We start from the raw sequence: 25,055 nt of genomic DNA, 5'->3' as shown, positions 1-25,055 counted from the left end.
AAGCGAGGTTCCCCTTATGTCCGCACAACAGAAGAAACACCCCTTCGATTTCAAAACCCAATACGGACTCGGCTTCAACCCTCAGGACGATGAGATCGTTGTCGACTTCTTCTGCGGTGGTGGCGGTGCCGGTACCGGCCTGGAGATTGGCCTGGGCCGCACGGTAAATGTGGCGAAAAACCACAGCCCGCAAGCGATCAGCATGCACACCGTGAACCATCCCGGCGCCCGGCACTTCACCACCGACGTGTTTGAAGGTGATCCCGACACCGAATGCGGCGGCAAGGCCGTCGGCTGGTTCCACATGTCGCCGGACTGCACGCACCACAGCCAAGCGGCCGGCGGCCAACCGCGGAAGCGCGAGATCCGCAACCTGTCGTGGATCGGCCTCAAGTGGGGAGGCAAGAAGCGCCCCCGGGTAATCAGCCTGGAGAACGTGAAGCAGATCCTGCAGTGGGGCCGACTGATCGCCAAGCGCGACAAGACCACCGGGCGCGTGGTTAAGCTGGACGGCAATGTCGCTGCACCTGGCGAGGTCGTGCCGGTTTGTCAGCAGTTCCTAATTCCTGATCCAAAGCAGCGCGGCCGCACCTGGCGCCGCTTCGTCGCCTTGCTGGAAGGCATGGGCTATGTCGTTGAATGGAAAGTGATCAAGGCGTGCGACTTCGGCGCGCCGACCAGCCGAGAACGCCTGTTCATGATTGCCCGGTGCGACGGGCAACCGATTGTGTGGCCGGAACCAACCCACGCCAAGAACCCCACCAAGGGCCAGCAGAAGTGGAAAACAGCCGCTGACTGCATCGACTTTTCCGACCTGGGCAAAAGCATCTTCGGCCGCAAGAAAGACCTGGCCCCGGCCACCCTGCGCCGCGTTGCCAAGGGCATGAAGAAGTTTGTCATCGACAACCCGGCGCCGTTCATTGTGCCGATAGCCAACTGGTCTGGGGAAACGGTGCAGTCTGCCGACGAGCCGCTGCGCACCGTCACTTCCTACCCGAAGGGCGGCGCCTTCTCGGTGGTCAGCCCGATCATTGCCCCGGCAACCCACCAAGGCAGCGACCGGATCAATGACCCACTTGAACCGCTGCCGACAGTGACCTGCGCAAACCGCGGCGAGCTGACCCTGATCAGTGCAACGCTGATTCAGTCGGGGTACGGCGAGCGGCCGGGCCAGGAACCGCGAGTACCAGGTCTGGATCAACCACTGGGCACCGTGGTCGCCGGCGGCGTGAAGCACGCTCTGGCAGCCGCGCACCTTGTGAAGTTTCGCTTCAATGACGCGGGCAAGGCGCTGGACGAACCACTGCCGACCATCACCAGCGGCGGCAACTATCAGCGCCCGGCAGGTGCCGCCCAGGCCATGGGAATTTCTACGGTGTTCATTGCCCAGATGAATGGCGGCTTTAACACCACCGTCGCCAAGAGCATCGACGACCCGATGACCACAGTGACCAACACCGGTAGCCAGCAACAGCTGGTGGCGGCGAGCCTGGTGCACTTGCACGGCAACTGCGATGCACGGGACGTGAACGACCCGCTGCACACCGTCAGCGCCGGTGGCCAGCACCACGGGTTGGTCAGCGCATTCATGGAGCGTGCATTCGGCGGCAGCATTGGCCAGGGCCTGGAGGAACCGGCGCCGACCATTACTGCCGGTGGCGGGGGCAAGAGTTCGCTGGTATCGCTCACCCTTTCGCCGGAACACGAAGCCGGTGCCCTCCGCGTGGCCGCTTTCCTGATCAGCTACTACGGTACCGAGAACATCAGCGCTTGCGACTCGCCGGCGCCGACGATCACCACCAAGGACCGCCTGGCCATGGTCACAGTGATGGTGAAGGGCACGCCCTATGTGATCGTCGACATCTGCCTGCGGATGCTGAAGCCCTCCGAGCTGTACAAGGCTCAGGGCTTCCCCGCTGATTACATCATCAGCCACGGCGCCGACGGCAAGCTGTTCACCAAGACACAACAGGTGCACATGTGCGGCAACAGCGTAAGCCCGCCGCCGATGGCTGCGCTGGCACGGGCCAACGATCCGTGGCGCGCCGAAGAACGCCAAGCACGCGCGGCTTGAGGATCAGCAAGCGCCAGGCGGTATGCCGTCTTTGTTGAAGTCCTTCAGACGCTCCCGTTCTTCCTCGGTGGAATGTGCCGGGATTTCTTGCTCGGGCTGTTCTTTCTTTTTTTCGTCAGTCATCGCGATGTCCTCTGGGTGGTAGCTGTTTCGGCACCTGGTGGAATCAGCAGTTCAAATCAATCCACTCCACCGCCCGGGCATGGCCCGGCAAGGACTCCCCGTGATCAACCTGTTCTGGCGACTGGTCGCCAAGCTGCTTGCGCGCCCAGCGCACCCCCGTACCTTACTTACGGGAGCTTATGCAGCGGCATCGTAGCCGTGAACAAAGCGTGCCCCTGTCGGGTTAGGTCGCGAAGAGCTGGTAGACCGCCACCTCGGCTACAGAAATCACGGCAGGCTTACCAGCCGCGATGAACCCATTTATGCAGGCCCTTGTAGCAGGTATGTTTAAGCGTTTTTTCAGGACCTGCATTTGTTTAAGTACCGTTCTCGACATCAGGTACTTCCCGCATTCGGGACACTCAACATCTCTGAACTCACCAGCGGCATTCATCTCCTTACCTTTGCCGCCACAGATCACGCACACGTAGTTGTCCATCACCACCTCCGTTTGGCTGATCGCTGAACTGTAGCTGATCCCTCACCACCCTCCACCGCCCGGGCATGGCCCGGCAGGAATCAGCAGGCAGCGCCACCTATAGTCCGGTTAATAAACCAACCCAACACATTGATCGTTTTCAACAGGGAAAAACTTCAGGAGTAGCTTTTTCAAAGGGTAATTCTGCGACTGAACTTCATAAACAACACGGGTAAAGCCATCCTCGCTATATCCATTAGCGGCGTCTGATGCCTCAGATACCCTTACCAATCTAACGTTAGAAATATCACCAACCAATGAGCGTATTTGATTCCAACCGGTCAGAGGGTCATCCACTGACTTTAGGCATAGCAGTGCCTGCCATCGCCCTTTATCTCCTCGCTCATATGCCGAAATTGCCTGCTCCGCGATCTTAAGCGTGCCTTGCGAACCTGAAAGCTTCGGTAATGAATTTGAGTTTTTCTGGGTTGAACAACCGGTCGCGAGTAAGCATATGAACAAGACTGCCTGCCCTACCAATACCAACGAAGTTTTCGACCGCATATGTTTTCGCATCCTTTTTGAGTTGCATTCCAGCCGCGAAAGATAGCCGATTTTGCTTCCAGTTTCATTGCCCGATTTTATTCAAACAACACTCCCTCTCCCTTCAAAGTCAGCCGCTATAGCGGCAAGGACGAGCTCGACCATGGAAAAGATAAAACTCGGCCCGGACCATTATCGCTACGTCGACGAGCTCGACCCGAAAGGCCTGGAAGTCACCTGCAAAAAGTACGTGGTTATCGGCGAAACCGATCAGTGCTGGTACATCGTGGACGAATTCCACAACAACCTCTTCGGTGGCTCGCAGCGAGAGTCCCTGCTGAAGCAGTACCGCAAGCGTGTCCTGAAGGATGGCGGGGAGTACGGCCGGCGATTCGCCTACACCGATAAGGCCCTGGCGCTGCGCTCGTACAAGCAGCGCAAGTCCTGGCAGGTGCGTCATGCCCAGCTGTCGCTTGAGCGAGCCCAAGCCGCCATTGCCTATTTCGGCGACATCAGGACCAAAAGCACGGTGCCACCCGACCGCCTGATGGTTCCGTGCGAATACATACAGGCCATGAACTGGAGCGAATGCTGATGACCGACCACACCGAACTGAAACGGCTGGCAGAGGATGCAGACCGCCAAATGCCAAGCCCTTGGTTTGTGCACCGCGACGGTATGGGGTCGGAGTTCCCGCCGCACCCTGAGCAAAACTACGGGATTGACGACGCGCGAGGCTGGGCGGTTGCTTGGCATGGTGTGGGGCGCAATAGCGGAATATGGCTTGAGGAGGTGGCCGAATTCATAGCTGCCGCGAACCCGGGCGCTATCCGCGCCCTGATCATCGAGAACGAAACGCTTCGCAAGGAGCGCGACAGCCTGCGCGAAGACCGGGACGGCCTGCTAGAAGCAGGAGCACACCTACTATGACCGCGACCCTCTGGTTCGCCTACGTCTTCATCTACAAGGGGCCAAGGCCATGAAACAGCATCGCGTTTTGATCGGCGACTGCATTGAGTCGATGCGGACGCTGCAGGACCAGTCGGTAAATACCTGTGTCACGTCACCGCCCTACTACGGGCTACGGGACTACGGCATGGCCGGCCAGATCGGCCTGGAGGAAACACCCGCTGAATTTATCGAGCGCCTGGTTGAAGTGTTCCGCGAAGTGCGCCGGGTTCTGCGCAATGACGGGACAGTTTGGGTGAACATGGGCGACACATACGCATCAATCGCAGGCGGATACGCACCTGGTGGTTCAGCAGGTAAGCACGACATGGTTTCTCAGGCTACGCGCGGCGCGGTGCTGCGTGGCACGCGACGATCACCGCCCGCAGGGCTCAAACAGAAAGACTTGATGGGTATCCCCTGGCGCCTCGCATTCGCCCTTCAAGATGATGGCTGGTACCTGCGCCAGGACATCATTTGGCACAAGCCGAACCCCATGCCTGAGTCCACCAGGGACCGGTGCACAAAATCGCACGAGTACCTGTTTCTCTTGAGCAAGTCACCGCGCTATTACTATGACCAAGATGCGATCAGGGAGCCTGTAGCGCTGAGTTCGATCACACGAATGGCTCAGGATCTCGAGCAACAGCGCGGCAGTGATCGAGTGCCCGGAAAGTCAAACGGCCCAATGAAAGCGGTGCGCAGCAAGCGGGATAGTTTCAAGCGCGATGATTCAAAGCGAGAGCAACCTATCCCAGGACAGTCACTGGGAACACACCGGCCAGAGCGCGAGGAAAGTGCGTGGCCCTTGGACACTCGTAACAAGCGCAGTGTGTGGACGGTGCCGACGCAAGGTTTCAAGGGGGCGCACTTCGCGACCTTCCCTCCGGACCTGATTAGACCTTGCATCCTGGCCGGCGCGCCACTCGGCGGCATCGTGTTTGACCCTTTCGGCGGTGCCGGCACTACGGCGGTGGTCGCCATGCAGGAAGGTCGCAAATCGATCTTGTGCGAGCTGAACCCGGAATATGCCGCAATGGCTGAACGCCGGATCGCGGCCGCCTGGCTCGACGGTGCGGCGCAGATGGATGTCTTCCGCGACACAGTGCAAGACCCAGCAGCCTAACCCCAATCCCCCTACATGCCTGCCGGTGAGCGGCGGGCGAGGTATTTCCATGCCTGAAATCAAATGCGAGTTCGGCCATAAACAAAGCATCGGCACCGATGCCTGGGTCGCAACACTCACCTTGGACCAGATGAAATACGCCCGCGACCAAATGGCCGAGAAGATCAAGGCGGCCGAAGCTCAGCCAAAGCGCTGTGTTTGGCGCGTGTGCCGTGGCGGCCTCGCAGAGGGTAACTACCGCGAGGAAGACTTCGAGAAGGCGGCCGATCATCTGGTGCGCATCTTCAAGGAGCGCTTCATCGAAGAAGCCAAGGCTTTCGTCGATCACCACTACGGGACACTGCGATTCGAGCGGGAGATCCCGCACCTTTCGGTCGAGCTGGTTAGCCAGTTCGAATACGACACCGAGTGGTTCCCCGCCAAACCCTAACCCACCTTCAGCCGCCCAGCGCGGCAAGAACCAGTCTTAACCCGCGTCCCTGGTCAACACCACCGCCTCAATCGCGCCCGCAACCATTACCGCAGGCACCGCCGCATAGGCCATCGCCTCCAGAACATGCGGCACACCCGCGACATGCGAAGCGCTTCCGGTGATCAACACCAGCGCCGTACACGTAAACAAAACCAACCTTACAAACGTCCTCATCACTTCCCGCATGTTCCTACTCCTTTAGCTGAGGCCCGCAGTAAAGCCCAAGAGAAAGAAATGTTCATCCGCGTTTAAACGATGAGGATGTTTCCCACGCAATTAAACGAATCGCCCTTGGAACCGAGGGCTACACATGCAGCCGCCCGGCGCGGCAAGGACACCACATGTTCGAAATCAAACTCACCCTGATCCTGCTGGGCGCTTTGCTGTACCTGGTCGGCAGCGGCTGCTGGTTCTTTTGGCTCGGCCCACGCCTTCTGGCGGACGGCGAAACAGCCGACATCCTCTACGCCTTCGCCGGCACCTGCGGCTGGATGCTGATCACCTTCAGCCTGGTCGTTCACATCATCAAGACAGCGCGGCCCGCGGCGGCCGGCCGGAGGTAGGTATGCAAGCAGAGATCCTGTCGGACGACGAGCTCGCCGACCTGACTGGTTACAAGCACCGTTCGCACCAGCGCAAGTGGCTGAAGGACCGGAACTGGGTGTTCATCGAGAGCCGTGGCGGCCGGCCGCTGGTTGGCCGGATGTTCGCCCGCATGAAGCTGGGCATGGTGAACGCCACAATCGCAGACCCTAACCCTCCGCCGGCGCGCCAGCCTTGGACGCCTGACTTCTCCAAGGTGAACTGATATGCGCCCCCGAAACACGGAAAACAGGGACTTGCCGCCAGGAATGGTGCGCCGTAAGCGCCCAAGGAAAAATGGCAAGGTCTGGATCGGCTACTACTATCGTGACTCTGCGGGAAAAGAGATTCCGCTTGGAACTGACCTGAGCAAAGCCCGGCTGAAGTGGGCCGAACTGGAGGCCAAAGAAAAGCCTGCCGATCTGACAACGATGAAGGGCATCTTCGACCGATACGTGCGCGACGTCATCCCAAAAAAGGGAGAGCGGACCCAGAAGGACAACATGGCCGAACTGAAACAGCTTCGTCCAACGTTTGATGAGGCGCCTATCGACTCAATTACGCCGTTCAACATCGCCGGTTACCGTGATGCCCGCTCAGCGAAGGTTCGTGCCAACCGCGAGATCGCGCTCCTGTCCCACGTTTTCAACATGGCAAGGGAGTGGGGGCTCACGGAGCGGGAGAACCCTTGCCAGGGCATCAGGAAAAACAAGGAGGCGCCGCGTGATTATTACGCCAACGCGGCTGTTTGGGATGCCGTCTACGCGGTTGCCGAACAAGAACTCAAGGAAGCCATGGACCTGGGCTATTTGACCGGACAGCGGCCTGCTGACGTGCTGATCATGCGCAGCGACGATACCGAGGGCGACTACTTTCTGGTAACGCAAGGCAAGACCGGCCAGAAGCTTCGAATCCTGATGCGTACGGAAGCCGGGGAAAACAGCTTGGGGAGATTGGTCAGGGAGATTAGCGAAAGGAATGTCGGTCATTCGTCCAAGTACCTGTTGATCAACAGACACGGAAAGCGGATGACGAAGGGGATGTTGCGCTTGCGCTGGGACAGGGCGCGGGAAAAAGCAAAGCAGAACGCCATCGAGCAAGGCGACCCGCTGCTCGCGGCAAAGATTGGAGGGTTTCAGTTCCGCGACATCCGGCCGAAGGCCGCGTCGGAAATCATCGATATCGGGGATGCCAGCCTGCTGCTGGGACACAGCAAACAGGAGATCACAAAGCGGGTTTACAGGAGGATTGGCGCGACCGCGAAACCGTCAAAATAGGCAAAGTTTCGGAACCCCTACCCGAAAGTTTCGGAACTCCAGCCAAAAGCAGAAGAAACCTTCTCAAACCCCAGATACGAAAAAGCCCCGAATAATCGAGGCCTTATCGTTTAATTTGGCGGGAAACCAGGGATTCGAACCCTGGGAACGCTATTAACGTTCGCCGGTTTTCAAGACCGGTGCATTCAACCACTCTGCCAATTTCCCTTATGCAACACAGGATTAGCATAGCCCATCCTGTCTCAGCGGGCGCCATAATACCCGAATGAAACACACTGTCAAACTCTCGCCATCGCTTGTTACAGAGCGTCTGTTATGATCCTTGCGACTGAATGTTTCAAAACTGAAGGAGTGTCGCCATGCGCGAACAAAATTACGCAGTGAATGGAAACGCGCAGGCTGAGCAGCTAGAAGTTAGCCGCGTCCTGCGCAATACGTACGGCTTGCTTGCTCTCACCCTCGCGTTCAGCGGCGTGATGGCCTTCGGGGCCCAGCAAATGCGGGTCGGCTACCCGAATATCTTCGTCGTGTTGATCGGCTTCTATGGTCTGTTCTTCCTGACCAACAAGCTGCGCGACTCGGCCTGGGGCCTGGTGTCGGCGTTTGCCTTGACCGGTTTCATGGGCTTTATCCTCGGCCCGATCCTTAACCGTTACCTCGGCATGGCCGGCGGCGCGGAAGTGGTCAGCTCGGCATTTGCCATGACTGCCCTGGTATTTGGCGGCCTGTCGGCTTACGTGCTGATCTCCCGCAAGGACATGAGCTTCCTGGGTGGCTTCATCACCGCCGGTTTCTTCGTGTTGCTGGCTGCCGTGCTGGCAGGCATGTTCTTCCAGATCAGCGGCCTGCAGCTGGCGATCAGCGCCGGTTTCGTCCTGTTCTCCTCGGCGTGCATCCTGTTCCAGACCAGCGCGATCATCCAGGGTGGCGAGCGTAACTACATCATGGCCACCATCAGCCTGTATGTATCGATCTACAACCTGTTTATCAGCCTGTTGCAGATCTTCGGCATCATGAGCCGCGACGACTGATCTTAGCCCCATGTAAAAAGCCCGCTTCGGCGGGCTTTTTGTTGCCCGCGGCTTTATCATTGCCACAGGTTTTGCCTTCAGAGTGTTCCATGAAGTTCGCGATTGCGCTTTTTTCCGCCGCCCATGCGCCCTCCTCGCGCCGTGCCTTGCTGTTCGCTCAGGCGGCGCTGGCCGGCGGACATGAAATTGTGCGGCTGTTTTTTTATCAGGATGGCGTCTACAGCGCGTCCACCAACATTGTTGCGCCGCAGGACGAGCAGGATATCGCCCGTCAGTGGCGCGAGTTTGTCAGCAAGCATCAGCTTGATGGCGTGGTGTGCATCGCCGCGGCCCTGCGCCGTGGGGTGCTGAATGCCGAAGAGGCCACCCGCTATCAACGCAGCGCGGTGAACCTGGAGGCGCCTTGGGCGTTGTCCGGGCTTGGGCAACTGCATGACGCCGCCCAGGCCGCTGACCGTTTGATCTGCTTCGGAGGGCCGTGACATGTCGAAATCCTTGCTGGTGATCAGCCGACAGGCACCGTGGTCCGGCCCCAGTGCCCGCGAAGCGCTGGATATCGTGTTGGCTGGCGGCGCGTTTGATTTGCCGATTGGCCTGTTGTTTCTGGACGACGGCGTGTTTCAACTGGCTGCAAGCCAGGACGCCAAGGCCGTGCAACAGAAAGACCTCAGCGCCAACCTCCAGGCGTTGGAGTTGTTTGGGGTTGAGGATGTGTTTGCCTGCAGCCATAGCCTCACCGAGCGCGGCCTGACCGCCTCCGGCAACGCGCAGCCGCTGAGCAGTGAACAGATCTCACTGATGATTGACCGTTACGACCAGGTGATTACCCTCTGATGTCGACTTTGCATGTGGTATCCCACTCTCCTTTTACTGATAGCCGACTGGACAGTTGCCTGCGCCTCTGTGGCGCACAGGATGCGATCCTGCTGTGCGGCGACGGCGCCTATGCCCTGCAAGCCGCCAGCGCGCCCTACCAGGCCCTGCAAGCCAAGGGTTTGAAGGTGTTTGTGCTGGCCGAAGACGGCCAGGCGCGCAATCTTGCGGTGCCTGCCTGGGTCGCCAGTGTCGATTACCCGGCCTTCGTCCAGCTGTCGCTCGATTACGACAAGGTCAACACTTGGCTATGAACACCCTGACCGTAGGCGAGCGCACCCTCGAACTGGACAAGGACGGCTACCTCGTCGACCTGAACGCGTGGTCCAGCGACGTGGCCAACGCCCTCGCCAGCGCAGAAGACCTGGCGCTGACCCCGGAACACTGGGAAATCCTCGAACTGCTGCGGGGTTTCTACAGCGAATTCCAGCTGTCGCCCGCTACTCGCCCGCTGATCAAATACACCGCCTTGAAGCTGGGCCCGGAAAAGGGCAACAGCCTGCACCTCAACCGACTGTTCAAAGGCACTCCCGCCAAACTCGCCGCCAAGCTGGCGGGCCTGCCCAGGCCGACGAATTGCTTATGACTGACTTTGCCCCGTTGATCACTGAAACCCCTGCCGAGCACCCGTTCGCACCGTTCGTGCGCATCCTTGGCAAAGGCAAGCGCGGCGCCCGCAACCTTACCCGCGAGGAAGCCCGGGAAGCCATGGGCATGCTGCTGGACGAGAAGGTCGAAGACACCCAGCTCGGCGCCTTCCTGATGCTGTTGCGGCACAAGGAAGAAAGCCCGGAAGAACTCGCAGGCTTCACCGAAGCGGTGCGCGAACGCTTGAATGCACCGTCACTCAATGTGGATGTCGACTGGCCTACCTACGCCGGTAAAAAGCGCCACCTGCCGTGGTACCTGTTGGCGGCCAAGTGCCTGGCACAGAACGGCGTGCGCATCTTGATGCATGGCGGCGGCGCACATACGGCAGGCCGGCTCTACACCGAGCAATTGCTGGAAGGCTTGCAGATTCCGTTGTGCCGCAACTGGCAACAGGTCGAGGCCGCCCTTGAGCAGGGCAACCTGGCATTTATTCCCCTGGGAGATTGGGCGCCGCAACTGCAGCGCATGATCGACCTGCGCAACACCCTGGGCCTGCGTTCGCCGATCCACTCCCTGGCGCGCATCCTCAACCCGCTGAGCGCCCGCTGCGGCCTGCAAAGCATCTTCCACCCTGGCTACCAAGGCGTGCACCGCGATGCCAGCGGCTTGCTCGGCGACAACACCATTGTGGTCAAGGGCGACGGCGGCGAGATCGAGATCAACCCGGACACCATCAGTCACCTGTACGGCACCACCGGCGGCGAAAGCTGGGATGAAGAGTGGCCTGCCCTCTCCGCCCAGCGCCACGTCAAACCAGCGACCCTGGAGCCCGAGCACCTCAAGGCGTTATGGCGCGGCGACGTGCAGGACAGCTACCCGCAACTGGCATTGATCGCCACCATGGCCCTGGCCTTGCGCGGCCTCGGCCACCCTCGTGAGCAAGCGTTTGAACTGGCCCAGCAGTACTGGGACGCCCGGGACAAATCGATTTAGTCGATCATTAACCCCCAGCCTTTGCGCTTTTTGTTCGAACTCAGACCTTTAGACTGCACTCCTACGCTTATTAGCCAAGGAGTCAGTCATGGGTTTGCTGATCGAAGGACGCTGGCATGACCAGTGGTACGAAAGTAGCGCAGACGGTGCCTTCCAACGGGAGCAGGCGCAACGCCGTCACTGGGTGACCGCCGACGGCGAGCCCGGCCCGACCGGCGAAGGCGGTTTCGCGGCCGAAGCCGGCCGCTACCATCTGTACGTCTCCCTCGCCTGCCCTTGGGCACATCGCACATTGATCCTGCGCAAGCTAAAAGGCCTGGAAAGCCTGATTGATGTGTCCGTGGTCAGTTGGTTAATGCTCGAGAACGGCTGGACCTTCGACAAGGCCCACGGCTCCAGCGGCGACAAACTCGACGACTTCACCTACATGCACCAACGCTACACCGCCGACACCGCCAACTACACCGGGCGCGTCACGGTGCCGGTGTTGTGGGACAAGAAGCTCAAGCGGATTGTCAGCAATGAATCGGCGGAGATTATTCGCATGTTCAACAGTGCGTTTAATGAACTGACCGGCAATCAACTGGATTTCTATCCCGAGGCCCAGCGCGCGACCATCGATGCACTGAACGACCGGATCTATCCCGCCGTGAACAACGGTGTATACCGCGCAGGCTTTGCCACGTCGCAAAAGGCCTATGAAGCCGCATTTGATGATGTGTTTGCCGAACTGGATCACCTTGAACAGCACTTGGGTAACCATCGTTACTTGGCGGGGGAATACCTGACCGAAGCCGATGTAAGGCTTTTCACCACAGCGATTCGCTTTGATGCGGTGTATTACAGCCACTTCAAATGCAACCTGCGACGGATTGCGGATTATCCGAACTTGTCGAACTGGCTAAGGGAGCTGTATCAGTGGCCGGGGATTGCCGAGACGGTGGATTTTGCCCACATCAAGGGGCATTACTACGCCAGTCACCGCACGATTAATCCGACGGGGATTGTGCCGAAGGGGCCGTTGCAGACGTTTGAGGCGGAGCATGACCGGGAGCGGTTGAGCGGGAAAGGGATTTGGAGTTGATCCAAGCCCTGTAGGAGCAAGCTTGCTCGCGAAGGTCGTCAACGATAACGCGCTCATGCTGAATGAGCGCGGTGACCTTGAGTTTTTCGCGAGCAAGCTCGCTCCTACAGTTGGAATGCGTCGCGCTTGTCAGACTTGCGACTGAGCGCCTTCAAACCACTTCAGCTTCTCACGCAACAGCACCACTTCTCCCACAATCACCAGTGTCGGCGCATGAACTTCATGCTCCGCCACCATGCGTGGCAGGTCAGCCAGGGTGCCGGTAAACACTCGCTGGTTGGACGTAGTGCCCTGCTGAATCAACGCCGCCGGCGTATCCGCCGAGCGACCATGCTGGATCAACTGTTCGCAGATGATCGGCAACCCGATCAATCCCATGTAGAACACCAGGGTTTGCGAAGGCCCCACCAGGTCACTCCATGGCAGGTCCGAAGTTCCGTCCTTCAAGTGCCCGGTAATGAAACGAACCGATTGCGCATAGTCGCGGTGGGTTAGCGGAATACCGGCATACGCCGCGCAACCACTGGCCGCCGTAATACCCGGCACCACCTGGAACGGGATGCCATGGGCCGCCAGTTCTTCAATCTCTTCACCACCACGCCCAAAGATGAACGGATCGCCACCCTTGAGCCGCAGCACGCGCTTGCCTTGCTTGGCCAGGTCCACCAGCTGCTGGTTGATCTGGTCTTGCGGCACCGCATGGTCGGCGCGACGCTTGCCGACGTACACCCGCTCGGCATCGCGACGGCACAGCTCAAGAATCGCCGGCGCCACCAAACGGTCGTACAGCACCACATCGGCCTGTTGCATCAAGCGCAGCGCACGGAAGGTCAGCAGGTCCGGATCACCCGGGCCTGCACCCACCAGGTAGACTTCGCCCGGAGCGTGCGGCGGCGCGCCGTTGATTTTCGCCACCAACAAACGCTCGGCTTCATCGCCCTGCCCGGCCAGTTGCCGATCAGCAATCGGGCCCTGAAAGACCTCTTCCCAGAACGCGCGACGTTGCTGCACATCCGGAAACAAACCTTTGACCTGGCTACGAAACCGCGCCGCCAACCCGGCCAATTGGCCGTAAGTCGACGGAATCCAGGTTTCCAGCTTGGCGCGAATCAGGCGTGCCAGCACCGGCGCATCGCCGCCGCTGGACACTGCGATTACCAACGGCGAACGGTCGACTATCGCCGGGAAGATCACGCTGCACAAGGCTGGCGCATCCACCACATTGACCGGTACGCAACGGCGCCGGGCATCGCTGGACACTTGCGCGTTCAGCGGCTCGTCGTCGGTCGCGGCGATGATCAGGGTGCAGCCGTCGAGGTCGGCCTCCTGATAACCGCGCAAAATCAGTTCACCGCCACTGCCCTGTACCAGTTCACGCAACTGGTCTTCAATCTGGGGAGCAACCACCCGCAACAACGCGCCGGCGTCGGCCAGCAGCCGGGATTTGCGCAAGGCAATCTCCCCGCCACCGACGACCAACACACGACTGCCGCGCAGGTTATGAAACAGCGGCAGAAATTCCATTTAGCCGATGACCTCAACGCCCGCCATGTAAGGCTTGAGCACCTCAGGCACACGGATCGAACCGTCAGCCTGCTGGTAGTTTTCCAGCACGGCCACCAGGGTACGGCCCACCGCCAGGCCCGAGCCGTTGAGGGTGTGGACCAGCTCTGGCTTGCCGGTTTCCGGGTTACGGAAACGCGCCTGCATGCGACGGGCCTGGAAATCACCGCAGTTGGAGCACGACGAAATCTCGCGGTATTTGTCCTGGCTCGGCACCCACACTTCCAGGTCGTAAGTCTTCACAGCGCTGAAACCCATGTCGCCAGTGCACAGGGCCAGAACGCGGTACGGCAGTTCCAGCAGTTGCAGGACGCGTTCGGCGTTGGCGGTCAGGCCTTCCAGCGCTTCCATGGAGGTCGACGGCTCGACAACCTGGACCATCTCGACCTTGTCGAACTGGTGTTGGCGGATCATGCCGCGGGTGTCGCGGCCCGATGCACCGGCTTCGCTGCGGAAGCACGGCGAGTGGGCGACAAACTTGAGCGGCAGTTGCTTGGCGTCGAGGATTTCCCCGGCCACGATGTTGGTCAGCGACACTTCGGCGGTCGGGATCAGGTACAGATCGGCTTCGCCATCGCGGCTGATCTTGAACAGGTCTTCCTCGAACTTCGGCAGCTGGCTGGTGCCCATCAGCGCCGGCGCCTGAACCAGGTACGGGGTGTAAGCCTCTTCGTAGCCGTGTTCGCCGGTGTGCAGGTTGATCATGAACTGCGCCAGGGCACGGTGCATGCGCGCGATCGGGCCGCGCAGCAAGGCAAAGCGCGCACCGGACATTTTGGCCGCTGTCTCGAAGTCCAGGCCACCGGTCAATTCGCCCAGGGCGACGTGGTCCTTGATCTCGAAATCGAAAGTTTTTGGCGTACCCCAGCGACGGACTTCGACGTTGCCGTCTTCGTCTTCGCCAATCGGCACGGACTCGTGTGGCAGGTTCGGGATACCCAGCAGGATCGAGTCCAGTTCAGTCTGGATCGCGTCCAGTTCGACTTTGCCGGAAGCCAACTCGCCAGCCATACGCTCGACGTCCGCCATCAACGGCGCGATGTCTTCGCCGCGTTGCTTGGCCTGACCGATGGATTTGGAACGCGCATTACGCTCAGCCTGCAGTGCCTCGGTGCGGGTCTGGACGGTCTTGCGCTGTTCTTCCAGCGCTTCGATGCGCGCAACATCCAAGGCAAAGCCACGGGATGCCAGGCGGTCCGCTACGTCCTGAAGGTTGCTACGTAACAGTTTGGAATCGAGCATGTCGGTCTCTCGTTTATCAAAGTTTGGTCAAGGACAGGCCAGCCCAGGTGGCGATTAGCCCGCCGAACACGCTGATGGCCAGGTACCCGAAGGCGACCGGTGCCTGCCCGCTTTCCAGCAGGCGCAGCGTGTCCAGTGAAAAGGATGAAAAGGTCGTCAGACCGCCTACAAAGCCGACAATCAAGCCGGCCCGAATCTCAATCGGCACTTCCGGACGAATCAGAAACCACCCGTACAACAAACCGATGATCAAACAGCCCACCAGATTGACCGCCAGGGTCGCCGCATAAAAATGCTTCGGCCAATTGGCGCTGACCCAGGTGCTGGTGGCGAAACGCAATAATGTACCAGCGATGCCGGCCACGGACACGGCAAGAATCGTTCTAAGCACTACTTTCTCCGCTGTTTCGGGCTAAGCCGGTCAAGTTGGGCGAGGTGATTGAGCTTTTCGCCGATCTTCAGTTCCAGGCCGCGGGGCACCGGCTGGTAGAACGGCTGCGGCGCAAGGTCATCCGGGAAGTAATCTTCGCCAGCCGCATAGGCGTCCGGCTCATCATGGGCGTAACGGTATTCATCGCCATAACCCAGCTGCTTCATCAGCTTGGTCGGCGCATTGCGCAGGTGCAGCGGCACTTCCAGGGAACCATGCTCGGCGGCGGAACGCAGGGCGGACTTGAAACCCATGTACACCGCATTGCTTTTCGGCGCGCAGGCCAGATAAGTGATGGCCTGGGCCACCGCCAACTCGCCTTCCGGGCTGCCCAGGCGCTCCTGCACTTCCCAGGCGGCCAGGCACAGGCTCAGCGCGCGCGGGTCGGCATTGCCGATGTCTTCACTGGCCATGCGCACCACGCGCCGGGCCAGGTACAGCGGGTCGCAACCGCCGTCGATCATCCGCGCAAACCAGTACAGCGCACCGTCTGGGTTTGAGCCGCGCACCGACTTGTGCAACGCGGAAATCTGGTCGTAGAACGCTTCGCCGCCTTTGTCGAAACGCCGGCGGGTGTCGCCCAGCAGGCTTTGCAGCAAGTCGACACCGATTTCGCTGCCATCCTCGGCCAGGTCGGACGCGTTCTCCAGCAGATTGAGAAAACGTCGACCATCGCCGTCAGCCGCGGTCAGCAGAATCTTGAAGCCTTCCTCGCTGACACTCAGTTGGCGCTTGCCCAGGCCCTTGTCTTCATTCAGCGCGCGCTGCAACAGCTTCTGCATCGCGGCTTCATCGAGGCTCTTGAGCACATAGACACGCGCCCGGGACAGCAAGGCGTTGTTCAGTTCAAAAGACGGGTTTTCAGTGGTGGCGCCAATAAAGATCAGCGTGCCGTCTTCGACATACGGCAAGAACGCATCCTGCTGCGACTTGTTGAAGCGATGCACTTCGTCGACGAACAGGATGGTGCGCTTGCCGTATTGCCCGGCCTGCTGCTTGGCGACTTCCACCGCCTGGCGGATTTCCTTGACCCCGGCCAGCACCGCCGAGACCGTCTCGAAGTGGGCATCCGAGACTTTTGCCAGGAGCCGCGCCAGGGTGGTCTTACCCACGCCCGGCGGCCCCCAGAAAATCATCGAGTGCAGCGCACCCTGCTCCAGGGCTTCGCGCAAAGGCTTGCCGCGAGCGAGCAGGTGTTCCTGCCCGACGTACTCGTCCAGGTTGGTCGAACGCAGGCGCGCCGCCAGAGGCTGAGCAATCGGGTCACTTCGAAACAGGTCCATGGGCAGCGTTTGAAACCTCTGGGCAGTTTATTCCTGGATCACGTCGGCACCCTTCGGGATGTCGAACTTGAACTTGGATGCCGGTACCGGCTGGTTGGCCTTGACCCCGGAGAACAGGATATCGGTGCGCTGGCCGACGCTGTCAACCAGGCGCATGTTGTTGATCACGCCGTTGCCAAACGACAGGGACAGCGTGTCAAAGAGCGTGTCCTTGGATTTCGGCCTAAGGGTGAACTCAATCACGTTGCTGGTCTGCTTGGAGGTAATGTCGAAGCTGTCGTTGATTTTCGACACATCGCCCGACAGCAACAGCGCTGGCGTCTGGTTCAGGCGCGGGTCGAGCTTCTTGATGGTCGCCTGCTCCAGGTCCGGGTCCCACAGGGTGACTTTTTGGCCGTCCGAGACGATGGTCTGCTCGGCTTTGCCTTCCGTGTGCCAGTAGAACAGCCCTGGGCGCTGCACAGCCATCTCGCCGGCGGTTTCCTGCAATTGGGTGCCACCGGCATCCAGCGTGAGCTGGGAGAAGCGCGCGGTCAGGGTCTGGGATTTGTCCAACAGGTTTTTCAGGCTGGCGACGGAAGCCGGGTCAGCATGAGCCGAAACAGCAGTCAGGGCCAATGCAGGCAACAACAGCATGCGGATAAGACGCATGGGAGTCCTCTTAGATTCGTTTGCAAGGCGTGCCGCGTGTTGCCACGCGGCACGTAATCAGTCACGCATCTGCGCTGGCGCAATCACTTCGCGCGAGCCGTTGGTGTTCATCGAGGTGACCACGCCGGCCATTTCCATGGCTTCGATCATGCGGGCAGCGCGGTTGTAGCCAATCTTCAGCTTGCGCTGTACGGCAGAGATGGAGGCGCGGCGGCTCTCAAGCACAAACTGCACCGCTTCGTCATAGAGCGCATCGGTCTCGGCATCATCGTCGCCACCGCTGCTGCCACCGTCGAAGCCGCTGCCGGCCTCTTCGACGCCCGCAAGGATGTCATCGTTGTATTCCGGCGCACCGCGCAGCTTCCAGGCTTCCACCACACGGTGCACTTCATCGTCGGAGACGAAGGCGCCGTGAACGCGGATCGGCAGGCTGGTGCCCGGCGGCATGTAGAGCATGTCACCGTGGCCCAGCAGCTGCTCGGCGCCGCCCTGGTCGATGATGGTCCGGGAGTCGATCTTGCTCGATACCTGGAACGCCATGCGGGTCGGGATGTTGGCCTTGATCAGGCCGGTGATCACGTCCACCGACGGACGCTGGGTCGCCAGGATCAAGTGGATACCGGCGGCCCGCGCCTTCTGGGCGATACGGGCAATCAGCTCTTCGACCTTCTTGCCGACGATCATCATCATGTCGGCAAATTCGTCGACCACCACCACGATGGTCGGCAGCTTGGTCAACAGCGGCGCTTCGTCGTGAATGCTTTCGCGCTTGTACAGCGGGTCGGTCAGCGGCGTGCCGGCGTCCTGGGCTTCCTTGACCTTGGCGTTGAAGCCCGACAGGTTACGTACGCCCATCTTCGCCATCAGCTTGTAGCGACGCTCCATCTCGGCGACGCTCCAGCGCAGGGCGTTGGCGGCGTCCTTCATGTCGGTCACTACCGGGCACAGCAGGTGCGGAATGCCTTCGTAGATCGACAGCTCGAGCATTTTCGGGTCGATCATGATCAGCTTGGCGTCTTCCGGGCCAGACTTGAACAGGATCGACAGGATCATCGCGTTCACACCCACCGACTTACCGGAACCGGTGGTACCGGCAACCAGCAAGTGCGGCATTTTCGCCAGGTCGGTGATCACCGGCTTGCCGCCGATGTCGTGGCCCAGGGCCAATGTCACCGGCGATTTGAAGTTGTCGTATTCCGGGGTCGACAGCACTTCGGAGAAGCGCACGATCTGCCGGTCTTCGTTGGGAATCTCGATACCGACGGTGGTCTTGCCCGGAATCACTTCCACCACCCGCACGCTGGTCACCGCCAGCGAACGCGCCAGATCCTTGGCCAGGTTGGAAATGCGGCTGACCTTCACGCCGGCAGCCGGCTGGATTTCGTAGCGGGTAATCACCGGGCCCGGGTGGATCGAATCCACCGAGACTTCGACGCCGAATTCCTTGAGCTTGATTTCCAGCAGGTGGCCGACGGCCGCCAGGGACTCAGGGGAATAGTTGAGCTGTTTCTTTTCCGCCGGGTCGAGAATCGAGATCGGCGGCAAAGTGCCTTCCACGGCGCTGTCGACAAACAACGGCGCCTGTTTCTCTTTCTGCACACGATGGCTTGGCTCGGGGGCCTTCGGCGGCGCAGGTGCAATCACCGGCGGTACCTGCTTCTCGCGGTCCGACATGTGCTTGGTCAGCGCCTGTTCGCGTTCGATCAGGCGTTCCTTGACCTTGGCTTGCTCACGCCGGTCCGGCGTGCTCGGGGCCACCACCTCGTTGACGCGGGTATCGACCTCACGCAGTTGCGCAACCATGCGCTTGCGGTCAACTCGGGCCGACCACCAGCGATTGGCGGCGCCCTGGAACAGTTCCAGCAGGTCGAGGGTGATCTTGCCGGTCACGTCCATGACCTTGAACCAGGACAGGTCGGTAAACACCGTGAGGCCAAACAGGAACAACGCGATGAAAATCAGGGTGCTGCCCTGGATGTTCAGGGTCCTGCGGGCCAGGTCGCCGAGGCTTTCGCCCAGTGCGCCGCCGGCACCGGCCGGCAAGCCGGTAGGTGCGTGGAAATGGATATGGGCCAGGGCCGCGCCCGAGAGCACCAGGAACACCAGGCCGATCAGGCGCCAGGAGAACAGCCAGCCGCTCCACTGCCACGGTTCATGACGCTGGCGGAAGATCTGCCAGGTCTTGATGGCCAGCAGCAGCGGGAAGATATAGGCGAAATAACCCAGCACCATGAACAGGATATCGGCGCTGTAGGAACCGGCAGGACCACCGAAGTTCTGCACGTCTTCGATCTTGCTGTTGTGGCTCCAGCCTGGATCGTCCTTGCCATAGGTGAGCAAGGCCATCATCAGGAACAGGCACAGGGCGCCGATGGCGATCAGTGCACCTTCCTTGAGTCGATAGTGCAGGTGCTGGCGCCAGGCGGGCACGACTGCGGCTTTAGGTGTTGCGGCGGATTTCTTCAAAACGGGTCTATTCCTGCGCCTTTAGCGCGTCCATCTATTGAATGACTGCAAAATACTGCTCAATCCGAGCAGGTAAAAAATGAACGAGTGTCAGTGAAGCTACTTTTAACACTCTGCAACTGATTCATGAAACGGCGATAACGCCTGAATGGCCGCATTGTACGGGTTTGTGTGCGCGATGCCACGCACTTGGCCCTACGTTACACAGCATAGCCAGTCTCCGGTTTCATAACGTTCAATTTGAGCATGCATTGTCTTTGCTGACAAAGGCTTATGAGCTGTTTTTGCCAATCCAGGCTAGCTTGCCGACCGACGTACGCGATTACGACCACGCCCCCGGCATAGAGTTGCAGCAACACCCGTTCATGCTTATCTGCACCGATCCCATGTTCGGGGTAGCCCCAGAGCGTTTCGTCGACAATAATCACAGCTCTTGCAACGGGCAACATCGCCGTTACCGCCCTCCCCTTCCGTAAGCCTGGATGCCATGCTGACCTGGTTACAACGCAACACCCTGACGTTTCCACCGCTGGCCAAGGCCATGCGCGAACCCAATGGCCTGCTCGCCGCCGGTGGCGACCTGTCGGCCGACCGCTTGATCCAGGCCTATCGCCACGGCTGCTTTCCCTGGTTCTCGGAAGGCCAGCCCATCCTCTGGTGGTCACCCGACCCACGCACCGTGCTGTTCCCCGACGAACTGCATGTGTCCCGCAGCCTCGGCAAACTGTTGCGCCAGCAGCGTTACACGGTGACCTACGATCAGGATTTCGCCGCCGTCATTCAGGCATGTGCCGCACCGCGCAGTTATGCCGACGGCACCTGGATCACCGAAGCCATGCAGAGCGCCTACCTGCAACTGCACCAGCGCGGCTATGCGCACTCGGTGGAGGTGTGGGATCAAGGCGAACTGGTCGGCGGCCTGTATGGCTTGGCGATGGGCCAGCTGTTCTTCGGCGAATCCATGTTCAGTCGCGCCGACAACGCCTCGAAATTCGGCTTTGCCACCCTGGTCAGGCAATTGCAGGCATGGGGCTTTGTACTGATCGACTGCCAGATGCCCACCGACCACCTGCACAGCCTCGGCGCCCGCGCCATTCCCCGCAGCGACTTTGCCAACTACCTGCGCGACCATTTGGACCAAACCAACTCTGCGCCATGGGTTTCCTAGGCGACTTTCCCGCACCTGGCTTACACTTATTTCAAAGCTTATCCGAGGGTTGATCATGACCGAGCTGGCGCGTTTGAAGTTTTATGCCACTCAACCCCACTCATGCAGCTATCTGCCCGATGAGCAGGCCACCACGCTGTTCCTCGACCCCAGCCAGCCGATGGACGTGCATGTGTATGCCGATTTGTCGGAAATGGGCTTCCGGCGCAGCGGCGACCACCTCTACCGGCCGCACTGCCAGAACTGCAACGCCTGCGTACCGGCGCGTATCCCGGTGGCGCAGTTCCTGCCGGACCGTAATCAGAAACGCATCCTCAAGCGCAATGCCGACCTGACCGTCACCGCTGCCAAACCGGGCTTCAGTGAAGAATATTTCGACCTCTACCAACGCTACATCGAACAGCGCCATGCCGATGGCGACATGTTCCCACCCAGTCGTGACCAGTTTTCCACCTTCCTGGTACGCGACCTGCCCTTCTCGCGTTTCTACGAGTTCCGCCTTGAAGGGCGCCTGGTCGCCGTAGCCGTCACCGACCTTTTGCCCAATGGCCTGTCGGCGGTCTACACCTTTTATGAGCCCGCCGAAGAGCGTCGCAGCCTGGGACGCTTTGCGATCCTGTGGCAAATCGGCGAAGCCTTGCGCATGGAATTGGAGGCGGTGTACCTCGGATACTGGATAAAAAACTGCAAAAAGATGAACTACAAGACCCAATATCGGCCCATTGAGCTGTTAATTAACCAAAGATGGGTCACCTTGAACTAGAACCTCTTGGCTTAAACACCCTTTTTCGGGCACAATGCACGCCGCTTTTGCCTGGCGCAGTTGCACCGGGCCATTCACTGGATACCGAGGGCTTTACTGCATGTCGAAAGAAGACAGCTTCGAAATGGAAGGCACTGTCGTCGACACCCTGCCCAACACCATGTTTCGTGTGGAGTTGGAAAATGGGCACGTCGTAACCGCGCATATCTCCGGCAAGATGCGCAAGAATTACATCCGTATTCTTACCGGTGACAAAGTGCGCGTCGAACTGACGCCCTATGACCTGAGTAAAGGGCGCATCACTTACCGCGCCCGTTAATCAAGTCAATACAAGACGCCCGGTTATGCCGGGCGTTTTTGTGCGCGCGCGATTTAACAGTCGCCACTTGACCCTGTGGGAGCTGGCTTGCCTGCGATAGCGGTCTGTCCGTTACTGCATGCTTGACTGGCCCGCCGCCATCGCAGGCAAGCCAGCTCCCACAGTTGATCTTCACCGGTCGATAGGTATCGACCCACCCATTTATCCAGACAGCAAAAAGGCGCCTCTCGGCGCCTTTTTGTTTTGTTGCGTCAGCTATCAGGCCATTTCAGCCGTGGTCTCGAAGTCGAAGGTCAGCTCGCCGTCCTTCAGATCGATATGCACCACGCCACCGTGGTCCGCCAGTTCGCCAAACAGGATCTCTTCCGCCAGTGGGCGCTTGATCTTGTCCTGGATCAGGCGAGCCATTGGGCGAGCGCCCATTGCCGCGTCGTAGCCACCTTCCGCCAGCCAGTTGCGCGCTGCGTCCGTCACCTCCAGCTGCACGCGCTTGTCTTCCAGCTGCGCCTGAAGCTCGGTGAGGAACTTGTCCACCACGCTTTTGATGACCTCATGGCTGAGGCGACCAAACTGGATAATGGTGTCCAGACGGTTGCGGAATTCCGGCGTGAAGCTCTTCTTGATCACTTCCATGGCGTCGGAAGAGTGATCCTGATGAGTAAAGCCAATGGAAGCCCGCGCGGCCGTTTCGGCACCGGCGTTGGTGGTCATGATCACGATCACGTTGCGGAAGTCCGCCTTGCGCCCGTTGTTGTCGGTCAGGGTACCGTGGTCCATCACCTGCAACAGCAGGTTGAAGACTTCCGGGTGCGCCTTCTCGATTTCATCGAGCAGCAGTACGCAATGTGGCTGCTTGGTGATCGCCTCGGTCAACAGGCCGCCCTGGTCGAATCCGACATAGCCCGGAGGCGCACCGATCAGGCGCGACACGGTGTGACGCTCCATGTACTCGGACATGTCGAAACGCACCAGCTCGATACCCATAGCTTTGGCCAACTGCCGCGCCGCTTCGGTCTTGCCGACACCGGTAGGCCCGGCGAACAGGAACGAACCGACCGGCTTGTCCGGCGACTTGAGGCCCGCACGGGACAGCTTGATCGCGGTGGACAGCGAATCGATGGCCGCATCCTGACCAAACACGGTCAGCTTGAGGTCGCGCTCCAGGTTACGCAGCAGCTCCCTGTCGGAGGTGTTGACGTGTTTAGGCGGAATACGCGCGATCTTCGCCACGATGTCCTCGACCTGAGGCACGTCGATGCGTTTCACACGCTTCTCCACCGGCTGCAGGCGCTGGTAGGCACCCGCCTCGTCGATCACGTCGATAGCCTTGTCCGGCATGTGCCGGTCATTGATGTAACGCGACGCCAGCTCGGCGGCTGCACGCAGCGCTTCATCGGTGTACTCGATGCCATGGTGCGCTTCGAAACGCCCCTTGAGCCCGCGCAGGATACCGATGGTGTCTTCAACCGACGGCTCGGACACATCCACTTTCTGGAAGCGGCGCGCCAGGGCACGGTCTTTTTCGAAGATCCCGCGGAATTCCTGGAACGTGGTCGAACCGATGCAACGGATATCACCCGAAGACAGCAGCGGCTTGAGCAGGTTCGAGGCATCCATCACGCCACCGGAAGCTGCACCGGCACCGATGATGGTGTGGATTTCGTCAATGAACAGGATCGCCTGCGGGCGTTTTTTCAGCTCGCCGAGCAGCGCCTTGAAGCGCTTCTCGAAGTCGCCACGGTACTTGGTCCCGGCAAGTAACGCGCCCAGGTCAAGGGAGTAGACGACGCTGTTGGCCAGCAGGTCTGGCACCTGGTTATCAACAATGCGTTTGGCCAGGCCTTCGGCAATCGCGGTTTTACCCACGCCTGCCTCACCGACCAACAGCGGGTTGTTTTTGCGACGACGCGCCAGGATCTGCGCCACGCGCTCAACTTCCAGCTCACGCCCTACCAGCGGATCGATCCGCCCTTGGCGCGCCAGTTCGTTGAGGTTGCTGGCATAGGCATCCAGCGGGTTGCTCGAAGAAGAAGACTCACCGCCCTCGTCATCCTGCATATCCTGCTCACCTTCTGAGTGATCGCCATGCCCTGGCACTTTGGAAATGCCATGGGCGATGTAGTTGACGACATCAATACGGGCAACGCTTTGCTGCTTGAGCAGGAATACGGCCTGGCTTTCCTGCTCGCTGAAGATCGCCACGAGCACATTGGCCCCTGTGACTTCGCGCTTGCCGGAGCTCTGTACGTGGAAAACGGCACGCTGCAGTACCCGCTGGAAGCCCAGGGTAGGCTGGGTCTCGCGGTCCTCGTCATGAACGGGGATCAACGGCGTGGTGGAGTCGATAAACTCCTGCAGGTCATGCTTGAGTTTGTCGAGATTGGCACCACACGCACGCAGTACGGTGGCGGCAGCTTCGTTATCCAAAAGTGCCAGCAGCAGGTGCTCGACGGTCATGAATTCATGACGCTTCGAACGGGCCTCCTTGAAGGCAAGATTGAGGGTGACTTCGAGCTCGCGGTTTAACATAGCTTCACCTCATACCCAAGTGGTCGGAGTTAACCGTCCTTCTCGATTTCACAGAGTAGCGGATGCTGGCTTTCCCTGGCGTACTGGTTGACCTGAATGGCCTTTGTCTCGGCGATGTCGCGGGTAAACACTCCACATACTGCCCGTCCTTCTGTGTGAACGGCCAGCATTACCTTGGTCGCCAACTCGCGGTTCAGGTTAAAAAACACCTCGAGCACTTCGACGACGAAATCCATCGGTGTGTAGTCATCATTGAACAAAACCACCTTGTACATCGGCGGCGCCTGTAAAGCAGGCTTGGCCTCCTGGACAGCAATGCCTGCAGAACCGTCGTCGTCTTCTTGATGATCCGGGCGATCCTGATTGAATGTTAGTCGAATCTGGCTGATTGCATGCATGGAAAGAAAGGTTCGTCAGTGGTTCAATTACAGTGGTGGGGGCGGCCTGTCAGAATTTCAACTCTGACC

General features: G+C 59.8%; 28 protein-coding genes and 1 tRNA gene. 18 read left to right on the top strand and 11 right to left on the bottom strand.

The genetic code is table 11. The features are described from left to right. Positions 1–16 precede the first annotated feature (16 nt). Complete coding sequence (locus ACUN0G_RS25150; RefSeq protein WP_445574574.1) at positions 17–2,074, top strand: DNA cytosine methyltransferase; 2,058 nt, start codon at positions 17–19, stop codon at positions 2,072–2,074. A 346-nt stretch (positions 2,075–2,420) separates the two neighbouring features. Here the strand turns inward: ACUN0G_RS25150 and ACUN0G_RS25145 are convergent, their stop codons facing one another. Further along, positions 2,421–2,675, bottom strand: a complete 255-nt coding sequence (locus ACUN0G_RS25145) for a hypothetical protein (RefSeq protein ID WP_445574573.1) — start codon at positions 2,673–2,675, stop codon at positions 2,421–2,423. Between the two features lie 685 nt (positions 2,676–3,360). Between ACUN0G_RS25145 and ACUN0G_RS25140 the strand changes: the two genes are divergently transcribed. From ACUN0G_RS25140 to ACUN0G_RS25125, 4 genes are read left to right on the top strand one after another with little or no spacing between them, the layout of a single operon-like run. Next, positions 3,361–3,792, top strand: coding sequence for a hypothetical protein (locus ACUN0G_RS25140; protein WP_445574572.1), 432 nt, complete (start codon positions 3,361–3,363; stop codon positions 3,790–3,792). Continuing rightward, positions 3,792–4,127, top strand: coding sequence for a hypothetical protein (locus ACUN0G_RS25135; protein ID WP_445574571.1), 336 nt, complete (start codon positions 3,792–3,794; stop codon positions 4,125–4,127). Before ACUN0G_RS25140 ends, ACUN0G_RS25135 begins: the two co-directional genes overlap by 1 nt. A 49-nt stretch (positions 4,128–4,176) precedes the next feature. Continuing rightward, entirely contained in the window at positions 4,177–5,271 is a 1,095-nt protein-coding gene (locus ACUN0G_RS25130; protein ID WP_445574570.1) for a DNA-methyltransferase, read from the top strand. A gap of 49 nt (positions 5,272–5,320) precedes the next feature. Further along, positions 5,321–5,701 carry a hypothetical protein gene (locus ACUN0G_RS25125; protein ID WP_445574569.1) on the top strand — a complete coding sequence of 127 codons (381 nt, stop codon included), beginning with the start codon at positions 5,321–5,323 and terminating at the stop codon, positions 5,699–5,701. A gap of 36 nt (positions 5,702–5,737) precedes the next feature. Here the strand turns inward: ACUN0G_RS25125 and ACUN0G_RS25120 are convergent, their stop codons facing one another. Continuing rightward, a complete protein-coding gene (locus tag ACUN0G_RS25120) occupies positions 5,738–5,929 on the bottom strand; it encodes a hypothetical protein (RefSeq protein ID WP_177020022.1) in 192 nt (63 codons plus the stop codon). Between the two features lie 155 nt (positions 5,930–6,084). On the opposite strand from ACUN0G_RS25120, the gene ACUN0G_RS25115 reads away from it, so the two are divergent. From ACUN0G_RS25115 to ACUN0G_RS25105, 3 genes are read left to right on the top strand one after another with little or no spacing between them, the layout of a single operon-like run. Next, positions 6,085–6,306 carry a hypothetical protein gene (locus ACUN0G_RS25115; RefSeq protein ID WP_445574568.1) on the top strand — a complete coding sequence of 74 codons (222 nt, stop codon included), beginning with the start codon at positions 6,085–6,087 and terminating at the stop codon, positions 6,304–6,306. A gap of 2 nt (positions 6,307–6,308) precedes the next feature. Continuing rightward, complete coding sequence (locus tag ACUN0G_RS25110) at positions 6,309–6,551, top strand: DUF4224 domain-containing protein (protein WP_056861735.1); 243 nt, start codon at positions 6,309–6,311, stop codon at positions 6,549–6,551. 1 nt (position 6,552) lies between these two features. Then, positions 6,553–7,602, top strand: a complete 1,050-nt coding sequence (locus ACUN0G_RS25105) for a tyrosine-type recombinase/integrase (protein ID WP_445574567.1) — start codon at positions 6,553–6,555, stop codon at positions 7,600–7,602. 116 nt (positions 7,603–7,718) lie between these two features. Here the strand turns inward: ACUN0G_RS25105 and ACUN0G_RS25100 are convergent. Beyond that, positions 7,719–7,809, bottom strand: a tRNA-Ser gene (locus ACUN0G_RS25100). Between the two features lie 152 nt (positions 7,810–7,961). On the opposite strand from ACUN0G_RS25100, the gene ACUN0G_RS25095 reads away from it, so the two are divergent. From ACUN0G_RS25095 to ACUN0G_RS25065, 7 genes are all read left to right on the top strand, one after another. Further along, positions 7,962–8,633, top strand: coding sequence for a Bax inhibitor-1/YccA family protein (locus tag ACUN0G_RS25095; protein ID WP_445574566.1), 672 nt, complete (start codon positions 7,962–7,964; stop codon positions 8,631–8,633). A gap of 89 nt (positions 8,634–8,722) precedes the next feature. Continuing rightward, a complete protein-coding gene (tusD, locus tag ACUN0G_RS25090) occupies positions 8,723–9,115 on the top strand; it encodes a sulfurtransferase complex subunit TusD (protein WP_445574565.1) in 393 nt (130 codons plus the stop codon). A 1-nt stretch (position 9,116) separates the two neighbouring features. Then, entirely contained in the window at positions 9,117–9,467 is a 351-nt protein-coding gene (tusC, locus tag ACUN0G_RS25085) for a sulfurtransferase complex subunit TusC (protein WP_258346713.1), read from the top strand. Then, positions 9,467–9,760, top strand: a complete 294-nt coding sequence (tusB, locus tag ACUN0G_RS25080; protein ID WP_421523119.1) for a sulfurtransferase complex subunit TusB — start codon at positions 9,467–9,469, stop codon at positions 9,758–9,760. The genes tusC and tusB overlap by 1 nt, the downstream gene beginning before the upstream one ends. Continuing rightward, positions 9,757–10,092, top strand: a complete 336-nt coding sequence (locus tag ACUN0G_RS25075; RefSeq protein WP_421523120.1) for a TusE/DsrC/DsvC family sulfur relay protein — start codon at positions 9,757–9,759, stop codon at positions 10,090–10,092. Before tusB ends, ACUN0G_RS25075 begins: the two co-directional genes overlap by 4 nt. Next, a complete protein-coding gene (locus ACUN0G_RS25070) occupies positions 10,089–11,090 on the top strand; it encodes a glycosyl transferase family protein (protein ID WP_445574564.1) in 1,002 nt (333 codons plus the stop codon). The genes ACUN0G_RS25075 and ACUN0G_RS25070 overlap by 4 nt, the downstream gene beginning before the upstream one ends. Before the next feature lie 88 nt (positions 11,091–11,178). Then, a complete protein-coding gene (locus tag ACUN0G_RS25065; RefSeq protein WP_445574563.1) occupies positions 11,179–12,174 on the top strand; it encodes a glutathione S-transferase family protein in 996 nt (331 codons plus the stop codon). Between the two features lie 129 nt (positions 12,175–12,303). On the opposite strand, the gene cysG is transcribed toward ACUN0G_RS25065, so the two are convergent. From cysG to ACUN0G_RS25035, 6 genes are read right to left on the bottom strand one after another with little or no spacing between them, the layout of a single operon-like run. Next, on the bottom strand, positions 12,304–13,698 hold the full coding sequence (cysG, locus tag ACUN0G_RS25060) for a siroheme synthase CysG (RefSeq protein ID WP_258346717.1): 1,395 nt from the start codon (positions 13,696–13,698) through the stop codon (positions 12,304–12,306). Then, positions 13,699–14,979, bottom strand: a complete 1,281-nt coding sequence (serS, locus tag ACUN0G_RS25055) for a serine--tRNA ligase (RefSeq protein WP_445574562.1) — start codon at positions 14,977–14,979, stop codon at positions 13,699–13,701. 16 nt (positions 14,980–14,995) lie between these two features. Continuing rightward, complete coding sequence (gene crcB / locus ACUN0G_RS25050) at positions 14,996–15,370, bottom strand: fluoride efflux transporter CrcB (protein WP_445574561.1); 375 nt, start codon at positions 15,368–15,370, stop codon at positions 14,996–14,998. Further along, positions 15,370–16,692, bottom strand: coding sequence for a replication-associated recombination protein A (locus tag ACUN0G_RS25045; RefSeq protein WP_445574560.1), 1,323 nt, complete (start codon positions 16,690–16,692; stop codon positions 15,370–15,372). The genes crcB and ACUN0G_RS25045 overlap by 1 nt, the downstream gene beginning before the upstream one ends. A gap of 27 nt (positions 16,693–16,719) precedes the next feature. Continuing rightward, positions 16,720–17,343, bottom strand: a complete 624-nt coding sequence (lolA, locus tag ACUN0G_RS25040; RefSeq protein WP_093198677.1) for an outer membrane lipoprotein chaperone LolA — start codon at positions 17,341–17,343, stop codon at positions 16,720–16,722. Positions 17,344–17,400: 57 nt separating this feature from the next. Next, on the bottom strand, positions 17,401–19,809 hold the full coding sequence (locus ACUN0G_RS25035) for a DNA translocase FtsK (RefSeq protein ID WP_445574559.1): 2,409 nt from the start codon (positions 19,807–19,809) through the stop codon (positions 17,401–17,403). 487 nt (positions 19,810–20,296) lie between these two features. On the opposite strand from ACUN0G_RS25035, the gene aat reads away from it, so the two are divergent. The 3 genes from aat (at position 20,297) to infA (ending at position 22,059) form a co-directional block, all read left to right on the top strand. Beyond that, positions 20,297–20,977, top strand: coding sequence for a leucyl/phenylalanyl-tRNA--protein transferase (gene aat, locus ACUN0G_RS25030; protein WP_445574558.1), 681 nt, complete (start codon positions 20,297–20,299; stop codon positions 20,975–20,977). A gap of 55 nt (positions 20,978–21,032) precedes the next feature. Continuing rightward, on the top strand, positions 21,033–21,740 hold the full coding sequence (locus ACUN0G_RS25025) for an arginyltransferase (RefSeq protein ID WP_017479517.1): 708 nt from the start codon (positions 21,033–21,035) through the stop codon (positions 21,738–21,740). Positions 21,741–21,840: 100 nt separating this feature from the next. Beyond that, a complete protein-coding gene (infA, locus tag ACUN0G_RS25020; RefSeq protein WP_002553999.1) occupies positions 21,841–22,059 on the top strand; it encodes a translation initiation factor IF-1 in 219 nt (72 codons plus the stop codon). 258 nt (positions 22,060–22,317) lie between these two features. Here infA and clpA read toward each other — a convergent pair whose 3' ends face one another. Continuing rightward, a complete protein-coding gene (gene clpA / locus ACUN0G_RS25015) occupies positions 22,318–24,588 on the bottom strand; it encodes an ATP-dependent Clp protease ATP-binding subunit ClpA (protein ID WP_010172706.1) in 2,271 nt (756 codons plus the stop codon). Between the two features lie 29 nt (positions 24,589–24,617). Then, positions 24,618–24,986 (bottom strand): ATP-dependent Clp protease adapter ClpS, encoded by a 369-nt coding sequence (clpS, locus tag ACUN0G_RS25010; RefSeq protein ID WP_445574557.1) that lies wholly within the window; start codon positions 24,984–24,986, stop codon positions 24,618–24,620. Positions 24,987–25,055 lie beyond the last annotated feature (69 nt).

Source organism: Pseudomonas sp. 32A, assembly GCF_052682255.1.
This window is presented reverse-complemented; position numbering and strand designations above follow the sequence as displayed.

What these genes read in the sequence shown, in the direction of transcription:
- ACUN0G_RS25150 (WP_445574574.1), top strand. Translation starts at nt 17, where the DNA reads ATGTCCGCACAACAGAAGAAACACCCCTTCGATTTCAAAACCCAATAC.
- ACUN0G_RS25145 (WP_445574573.1), bottom strand. Translation starts at nt 2,675, where the DNA reads ATGGACAACTACGTGTGCGTGATCTGTGGCGGCAAAGGTAAGGAGATG.
- ACUN0G_RS25140 (WP_445574572.1), top strand. Translation starts at nt 3,361, where the DNA reads ATGGAAAAGATAAAACTCGGCCCGGACCATTATCGCTACGTCGACGAG.
- ACUN0G_RS25135 (WP_445574571.1), top strand. Translation starts at nt 3,792, where the DNA reads ATGACCGACCACACCGAACTGAAACGGCTGGCAGAGGATGCAGACCGC.
- ACUN0G_RS25130 (WP_445574570.1), top strand. Translation starts at nt 4,177, where the DNA reads ATGAAACAGCATCGCGTTTTGATCGGCGACTGCATTGAGTCGATGCGG.
- ACUN0G_RS25125 (WP_445574569.1), top strand. Translation starts at nt 5,321, where the DNA reads ATGCCTGAAATCAAATGCGAGTTCGGCCATAAACAAAGCATCGGCACC.
- ACUN0G_RS25120 (WP_177020022.1), bottom strand. Translation starts at nt 5,929, where the DNA reads ATGCGGGAAGTGATGAGGACGTTTGTAAGGTTGGTTTTGTTTACGTGT.
- ACUN0G_RS25115 (WP_445574568.1), top strand. Translation starts at nt 6,085, where the DNA reads ATGTTCGAAATCAAACTCACCCTGATCCTGCTGGGCGCTTTGCTGTAC.
- ACUN0G_RS25110 (WP_056861735.1), top strand. Translation starts at nt 6,309, where the DNA reads ATGCAAGCAGAGATCCTGTCGGACGACGAGCTCGCCGACCTGACTGGT.
- ACUN0G_RS25105 (WP_445574567.1), top strand. Translation starts at nt 6,553, where the DNA reads ATGCGCCCCCGAAACACGGAAAACAGGGACTTGCCGCCAGGAATGGTG.
- ACUN0G_RS25095 (WP_445574566.1), top strand. Translation starts at nt 7,962, where the DNA reads ATGCGCGAACAAAATTACGCAGTGAATGGAAACGCGCAGGCTGAGCAG.
- tusD (WP_445574565.1), top strand. Translation starts at nt 8,723, where the DNA reads ATGAAGTTCGCGATTGCGCTTTTTTCCGCCGCCCATGCGCCCTCCTCG.
- tusC (WP_258346713.1), top strand. Translation starts at nt 9,117, where the DNA reads ATGTCGAAATCCTTGCTGGTGATCAGCCGACAGGCACCGTGGTCCGGC.
- tusB (WP_421523119.1), top strand. Translation starts at nt 9,467, where the DNA reads ATGTCGACTTTGCATGTGGTATCCCACTCTCCTTTTACTGATAGCCGA.
- ACUN0G_RS25075 (WP_421523120.1), top strand. Translation starts at nt 9,757, where the DNA reads ATGAACACCCTGACCGTAGGCGAGCGCACCCTCGAACTGGACAAGGAC.
- ACUN0G_RS25070 (WP_445574564.1), top strand. Translation starts at nt 10,089, where the DNA reads ATGACTGACTTTGCCCCGTTGATCACTGAAACCCCTGCCGAGCACCCG.
- ACUN0G_RS25065 (WP_445574563.1), top strand. Translation starts at nt 11,179, where the DNA reads ATGGGTTTGCTGATCGAAGGACGCTGGCATGACCAGTGGTACGAAAGT.
- cysG (WP_258346717.1), bottom strand. Translation starts at nt 13,698, where the DNA reads ATGGAATTTCTGCCGCTGTTTCATAACCTGCGCGGCAGTCGTGTGTTG.
- serS (WP_445574562.1), bottom strand. Translation starts at nt 14,979, where the DNA reads ATGCTCGATTCCAAACTGTTACGTAGCAACCTTCAGGACGTAGCGGAC.
- ACUN0G_RS25045 (WP_445574560.1), bottom strand. Translation starts at nt 16,692, where the DNA reads ATGGACCTGTTTCGAAGTGACCCGATTGCTCAGCCTCTGGCGGCGCGC.
- lolA (WP_093198677.1), bottom strand. Translation starts at nt 17,343, where the DNA reads ATGCGTCTTATCCGCATGCTGTTGTTGCCTGCATTGGCCCTGACTGCT.
- aat (WP_445574558.1), top strand. Translation starts at nt 20,297, where the DNA reads ATGCTGACCTGGTTACAACGCAACACCCTGACGTTTCCACCGCTGGCC.
- ACUN0G_RS25025 (WP_017479517.1), top strand. Translation starts at nt 21,033, where the DNA reads ATGACCGAGCTGGCGCGTTTGAAGTTTTATGCCACTCAACCCCACTCA.
- infA (WP_002553999.1), top strand. Translation starts at nt 21,841, where the DNA reads ATGTCGAAAGAAGACAGCTTCGAAATGGAAGGCACTGTCGTCGACACC.
- clpA (WP_010172706.1), bottom strand. Translation starts at nt 24,588, where the DNA reads ATGTTAAACCGCGAGCTCGAAGTCACCCTCAATCTTGCCTTCAAGGAG.
- clpS (WP_445574557.1), bottom strand. Translation starts at nt 24,986, where the DNA reads ATGCATGCAATCAGCCAGATTCGACTAACATTCAATCAGGATCGCCCG.